Raw genomic sequence first — 5,655 nt, 5'->3', positions numbered from 1 at the left:
ATTGCTCGATAAGGTATCGACAGCTGATCAAAGCTCGATAGCACCGGCACCATACCAAAGGTCTCACGTAATAGCTGCGCGGCACGCTGACCATACAACAAACCACTTGGCGAGGTAATTTGGTAATCACGCAGCCCTATATCCAAGGGTACATTAAATTGGTCTCTTTGCTTTAAGCGATAAGGTAAATCTTGACGAGGAATCGAGTCTGAGTAACCTTCCTCCCACGTAGTAGCCATCATCTTCTTCTCAATCTCTGCCGCGCAGCTATTACGTGAGACCTTTGGTATGGTGCCGGTGCTATCGAGCTTTGATCAGCTGTCGATACCTTATCGAGCAATTGCGACCGACCTGAGCCGCAACGAGCAAGTTACACTAGATCACGGAGACCTACTTAGTGCTATGAGAGCCTCGGCCAATGTGCCTGGTGTGTTGGCACCTGTAAACTGGGACGGGCAGTTGTTAGTTGATGGTGGTTTGGTAAATAACGTTCCAATAGATGTCGTGAAACAAATGGGGGCGGATATCGTTATCGCAGTAGATATCGGGGATGAGTTAGCTAAGCCTGAATCCTTGACTGATACTTTTTCTATCTTGGGGCAGCTCTCTAACTTTCTCACCGTGGCCTCGACTGAAAAACAAAAGGCACACCTGGCGGCTGAAGATATTCTAATAAAGCCTGATATTGATAATTTGAGTACGACTGATTGGTCAACCTTTCACTTGGGAATACAAGAAGGTCTTGAAGCGGCTGAATATCATTTGTTGTCATTGCAGGCTTTGTCACTTTCGGAGGCAGAGTATCAGTCTTACCTGTTGGCAAAAGAGAGGGTGAAAAACCGTTTGGTGCGTGTGCAAAAAGAAGCATTTAAACAGATTAGAATAGATAACCACTCCAATGCTCATCAAAGTATTATTTCAGAAAACCTGGATTTAAAAGCGGGTGAGAAGTTAAGTCCGAGTCAACTTAACCAGGCATTAAGTCGAGTATATTCCCTTGATGAGTTTCAGCGAGTTGATGCCAGAATAATCCCCGAGAACGATCAGCACAGTGTCATAGTTACTGCCGAAGGAAAAGATTGGGGGCCGAACTTCCTTGAGTTTGGCTTGGGCTGGGAAACCAATTTTACCGATCAGTCAAAGACGGATCTTGATTTGGCTTATACCGCGACTAACCTAAGCGTTAATGGTGGAGAGTGGCGTTCGCAACTAGAGCTGGGAAGTGATCCTGAGTTAAATACGGAGTTATATTGGCCACTAACAAAATCCCGTACTTTTTATACTTTAGGTCGCTATGCCTTCGAGTCTGTTGACTGGCGTCTACTTGACCTCAATGTTCTTCCCTTAACTGTCGAGCAGAATATTCATCAGCTTCGGGCGGGTTTGGGGTTTAACTTTTCCAGGAATGGAATACTTGAAGTGGGCGGTTTGGCTGAAGTGGGGAGTTTGGATAATGACTATTTACTCTCCAAAAAGATAAACTATGACACGTATGGAGCTTATCTTAAACTGGGTTATGACAGCTTAAATAGTGCCAGCTTTCCAACAGAAGGAAATCGAATTGAGCTTTCCCTTATTCATAAAGAAGAAGATGCTGATAATGTAACGCTTCAAGATGGAGGGCAAAGTGATTTCGGCGTCCAGTCTACTCAGCTTGGCTTTGAGTGGAAGGGCGCGATTAGTATTGATAGCCATGCCTTTGTAGGCAAGGCTGCTTTTAATAAGATGTTCGTAGATGATGGCGAACACAGTGTTAACAATGCTTCTTTAGGTGGTTTTTTAAACCTGTCCGGTTTTAACGAGCGAGACCTGAGCGGGCCGCATAAGGCCTTTATGGCATTGATTTATCAATACGACTTACGTGGAGGCTTTATTAGAAAAACAGGTTTGCCCTTATACGTAGGACTTAGCGCAGAAGCTGGGAATGTGTGGAGACAGGATGAGAAAGTCGACCTCGAAGAGCTTATTTATGGTGGTAGTATCTATCTAGGCACCGACACCATAATGGGCCCAGTTGCTTTGGGCTACGGTGCCAATGATCATGGTGCCAGCTCGGTATACTTTTACCTGGGTTACGAGCTGTAAGTTTGCCGCTAAGAGAAGTATTCCACTATCCAGGTATAGAGTAGGTCGACGCTTATATCTGCCAGCTTGATTTGCTGAAATGCATCATCAGGGTCCTTATCTCGGTAAGCGAACTGATACATAAGCTGTTCGGGCTGTTCATCATGCAGAATCAAGATGATTCGTTTACCACTTTTCAGACAATCAATTGTCATGACGTCGGCCGGAATCCCGTTAGCTCGCATATTTTTGCTGACACCGACAACCGGATTAATGTTGGCGTGCTCTTGCTGGATTTTTACGTGAGTGTCGGTGGCCAGGTCGGAGAGAATGGATAAGGGGGTTGTGCTCACGAAGGCTCCTCGTCATGTTTGCTGTGGCTGGTTTGATGAATCATCTCTGCAGGTCTAAATAGCTGTTCTAATAAATAGCTTTTGAAAGACTCTGGGTATTCGAGAGTGTCGAGAGCTTTCTCCATACATAGCATCCAGGCGTCTCTTTCTTCACTATCTATGGTGAGGTGGCTATGTACTTTAGGGATGCTAATCGATCCAAAGTGTTGCATATACAAACGCGGTCCACCCATCCACCCGGCCAGGAAGTAGGTGAGCTTCTGTCGGGATAGAGTCAAATCTTCAGGGTGCATTTTCCGAATGACTTGTGCTTCGGGTAGGGTATCCATCATTAAATAGAACGTATCAACTAAACGTGTCAGTCCCGGTTCACCGCCTGCGGCAACAAAGGTCGAGTCACCTTGGCCATACTGTTTATCGCTAATATTCATTAAGTTATCTAACTTTGTTTTCTCACACTTACCAAGCCTTTACTAGCTTAAGCAATGTTTTGTCAGTTTGTTCAGTGCCCTGATTTAAACCATGCCTCATCACTTCCAGAGGTATAATTCAGTCGCGGCCACAAATAGTTTGAGCAGTTGATTCAGCACGATTGGAGATTTGATAAGGGCGTTTAGTTTCTGAGCTTGTCATGTGCTTAATAATGACGTGAAAAATCTTGAAGTCAAATTGAGTGATACTAAATCGTGATTGGCTTATCTGGAAGGGCGGATTCGTTTAATAAAAAGGTTTGAATTATTAAGTAATTAAGATGCCATTAAAGTTAAACTAAGCAGACCAGCCTGTAAAACGCCTAAGTGCGTGTTTTATTATGGTTTACAATTCAGTCATTAGAATCCTTAAAATTGCAAAGAAGTCGGAGAGTTATGCACCTTAATGCAGTCTCAAAATTACGAGATGAGCAGAGTAAAAAGATACATCGGCCTTTTTCTGCTCGTGGTAGCAAGTTAGAAAGGTGCCCGTCATGCCTATTAGTTGAGCATCATTGCATCTGTGCAGAGCGACCCGTTGTTGAGGCTGCTTGTGCATTTTGTTTTATTCTCTATCAGGGGGAAGTATTTAAGCCCAGTAATACCGGACGCATCATCGCAGATCTTATCCCTGACAATTATGCTTTCCAGTGGCAACGTACCGAGCAGGAGGCTGCTTTGCGCGATCTATTGGAGAATCCAGATTACTTTCCTATCGTGGTCTTTCCTCATGAGTATGCAGAAGCTGATCAGTGTATTCGAAACCCGGTTGAAATAGAGAGTCAAGTGCATGGCAAGAGGCCTTTATTTATTATCTTAGATGGAACTTGGCGAGAGGCTAAAAAAATGTTTCGTAGTGCTTATCTTCGGCCTTTTCCTGTGTTGGGGATTAGCCCTGAAAAGGTGTCAAATTATCAGCTGCGCGAAGCATCACAGGATCATCAGTTATGTACGGCCGAAGTGGGTGTTGAAGTACTGAAGTTGGCGGGTGAGCATGAAGCTGCGCAAAGCTTGGATAAATACTTTAAACTCTTTCGAGAGCGTTATTTGGCGGGTAAGGCGAATATCATTCTTAAACGCTAATATTGTGTCTTTAATCTAAGGTTAATAATGTGACAGAAATAGTCGAATTCAAACTAACGCTCGATGAAAGTAATTGCCACATTAAGGCAAGCCAGATACTCGCCAGTCATACGAATCTCTCGCAAGCCAAGATAAAAGACGCCATGCAAAAAGGCGCTGTATGGTTGCATCGAGGGAAGGGGAAGCAGCGTTTAAGGCGAGCTAGTAAGGCGCTAAAGGCTGGTGATGAGCTTGAACTTAATTATAACGCTGAAGTTCTCAGGCAAGCTATCCCTGAACCAAAGTTGATCCATGATGCTTATGATTACAGTATTTGGTTCAAACCCTATGGCCTGAACTGCCAGGGAAGCCGATGGGGAGACTTTGCCAGTATTAATCGTTGGGTAGAAGTAAACCTTGCTAAGCTTAGCAATACCCATGAACGACCTGTCTTTCTAGTCCATCGGTTGGACAGAGCAACCACGGGTTTAATGGTTTTATGTCATAGTAAAAAAGCTGCGCAATGCTTTAGTGAGATGTTTAGTCAGGGGAGGGTTGATAAACGCTACCAGGCAATTGTGCACGGTGATTTTTCTATCTTCCCGCAAGACTATGAAGTAAATAGCCCTGTGGAGGGTAAAGCCGCATGTAGTATGTTTTCTTATGTTGAAGGTAAGGGCGAGTATTCCCTACTTGACGTTAGATTACTAACGGGCCGCAAGCACCAAATTCGCCAACACATCTCCTCCTTAGGCTACCCGATTGTTGGCGACCGGCTATATGGTAAATCATGTGACACGGAAGCTGAGGGTGTTAGGGATCTGCAATTGCAGTCGGTATCACTGAGTTTTGACTGCCCGTTTGAACATTGTAAACAGAGTTTCAAAGTCGCTGAGCAAGATCATCTTTGTCTCTAGGCACTATTCCAATTTTTCAAAAACTAAGCCTAATCTACGCACCTGTTGACTCCCGTCATTTTCTTCTGCCGTACTCAGACTATATTGAGCACTCAATAAAAAAATCTCACTCGCCTCCTAAAGGCGGTCTTCATGTTCGTAGAGATAAGGAAGGGATATGTCTGAAATACTAAAGAATCCGGGGTGGAAGGTAGCCATCGCGGGTACAGGGATCAACCTGGCTCTAGGGGTGCTTTATACCTGGAGCATTTATCAATCCAAGATTGTTGAATCAATTGAAGCGGGCGGTGCCGGTGGATTTAATTGGGACAGAGCTTCGGTTGGCGATCCTTATGCCATCTGCTGTTTAGTGTTTGCCTTTACGATGATTCTGGCGGGTAAGTGCCAGGACTTATTAGGGCCCAGGGTAACGGCACTGATTGGTGGCGTGTTAGTGGGTGCAGGTTTGCTGGTGATTTCGCAAAGCACGAGTTATACAGCTTGGGTGCTTGGTTTTGGTGTGCTCACCGGTGCAGGTATCGGTTTTGGTTATGCTTCGGCTACGCCACCTGCACTGAAGTGGTTCCCCGGCGGGCAGACCGGACTTATTGCGGGTTTGGTCGTTGCAGGCTTTGGCTTGGCACCTGTCTATATTGCCCCCTTGGCTTCTTACCTTGTTGGTGAGTGGGGTTTGCAAAGCACCATGATGTTTTTTGGCGCTGCATTCTTTATTGCCTTAAGCATTCTATCCCGTTTTCTTAAGAATCCGCCTGAGGGCTATGTTCCTGCTGAACCAGAATCTTCGGATCA

The 5,655-nt window shown here is 45.0% G+C and carries 7 protein-coding genes; 4 read left to right on the top strand and 3 right to left on the bottom strand.

The genetic code is table 11. From position 1 onward, the window contains the following. Nucleotides 1-242 (bottom strand): hypothetical protein (locus A3735_RS16640; protein WP_369820534.1); only part of this gene is annotated, 242 nt, incomplete at its 3' end. A 46-nt stretch (nucleotides 243-288) separates the two neighbouring features. Between A3735_RS16640 and A3735_RS16635 the strand changes: the two genes are divergently transcribed. Beyond that, the gene (locus A3735_RS16635) at nucleotides 289-2,085 is read left to right on the top strand and encodes a patatin-like phospholipase family protein (protein WP_068638309.1); all 1,797 of its coding nucleotides are present in this window, start codon (nucleotides 289-291) and stop codon (nucleotides 2,083-2,085) included. Nucleotides 2,086-2,093: 8 nt separating this feature from the next. Here A3735_RS16635 and A3735_RS16630 read toward each other — a convergent pair whose 3' ends face one another. After that, nucleotides 2,094-2,417, bottom strand: coding sequence for a hypothetical protein (locus A3735_RS16630; protein ID WP_068509494.1), 324 nt, complete (start codon nucleotides 2,415-2,417; stop codon nucleotides 2,094-2,096). Then, on the bottom strand, nucleotides 2,414-2,848 hold the full coding sequence (locus tag A3735_RS16625) for a group II truncated hemoglobin (RefSeq protein WP_068509492.1): 435 nt from the start codon (nucleotides 2,846-2,848) through the stop codon (nucleotides 2,414-2,416). The genes A3735_RS16630 and A3735_RS16625 overlap by 4 nt, the downstream gene beginning before the upstream one ends. A 435-nt stretch (nucleotides 2,849-3,283) precedes the next feature. On the opposite strand from A3735_RS16625, the gene A3735_RS16620 reads away from it, so the two are divergent. From A3735_RS16620 to A3735_RS16610, 3 genes are all read left to right on the top strand, one after another. Continuing rightward, on the top strand, nucleotides 3,284-3,970 hold the full coding sequence (locus A3735_RS16620; protein ID WP_068509490.1) for a tRNA-uridine aminocarboxypropyltransferase: 687 nt from the start codon (nucleotides 3,284-3,286) through the stop codon (nucleotides 3,968-3,970). Nucleotides 3,971-3,999: 29 nt separating this feature from the next. Beyond that, entirely contained in the window at nucleotides 4,000-4,866 is an 867-nt protein-coding gene (locus A3735_RS16615; RefSeq protein WP_197470093.1) for an RNA pseudouridine synthase, read from the top strand. A 157-nt stretch (nucleotides 4,867-5,023) separates the two neighbouring features. Beyond that, on the top strand, nucleotides 5,024-5,655 hold a 632-nt coding region (locus tag A3735_RS16610), incomplete at its 3' end, for an MFS transporter (RefSeq protein WP_156499723.1).

The sequence above is a fragment of the Oleiphilus sp. HI0061 genome (assembly GCF_001635675.1).
This window is presented reverse-complemented; position numbering and strand designations above follow the sequence as displayed.

Bases quoted from the DNA above. Each gene is read 5' to 3' on its own strand.
- A3735_RS16635 (WP_068638309.1), top strand. From the start codon at position 289: ATGGTGCCGGTGCTATCGAGCTTTGATCAGCTGTCGATACCTTATCGA.
- A3735_RS16625 (WP_068509492.1), bottom strand. From the start codon at position 2,848: ATGAATATTAGCGATAAACAGTATGGCCAAGGTGACTCGACCTTTGTT.
- A3735_RS16620 (WP_068509490.1), top strand. From the start codon at position 3,284: ATGCACCTTAATGCAGTCTCAAAATTACGAGATGAGCAGAGTAAAAAG.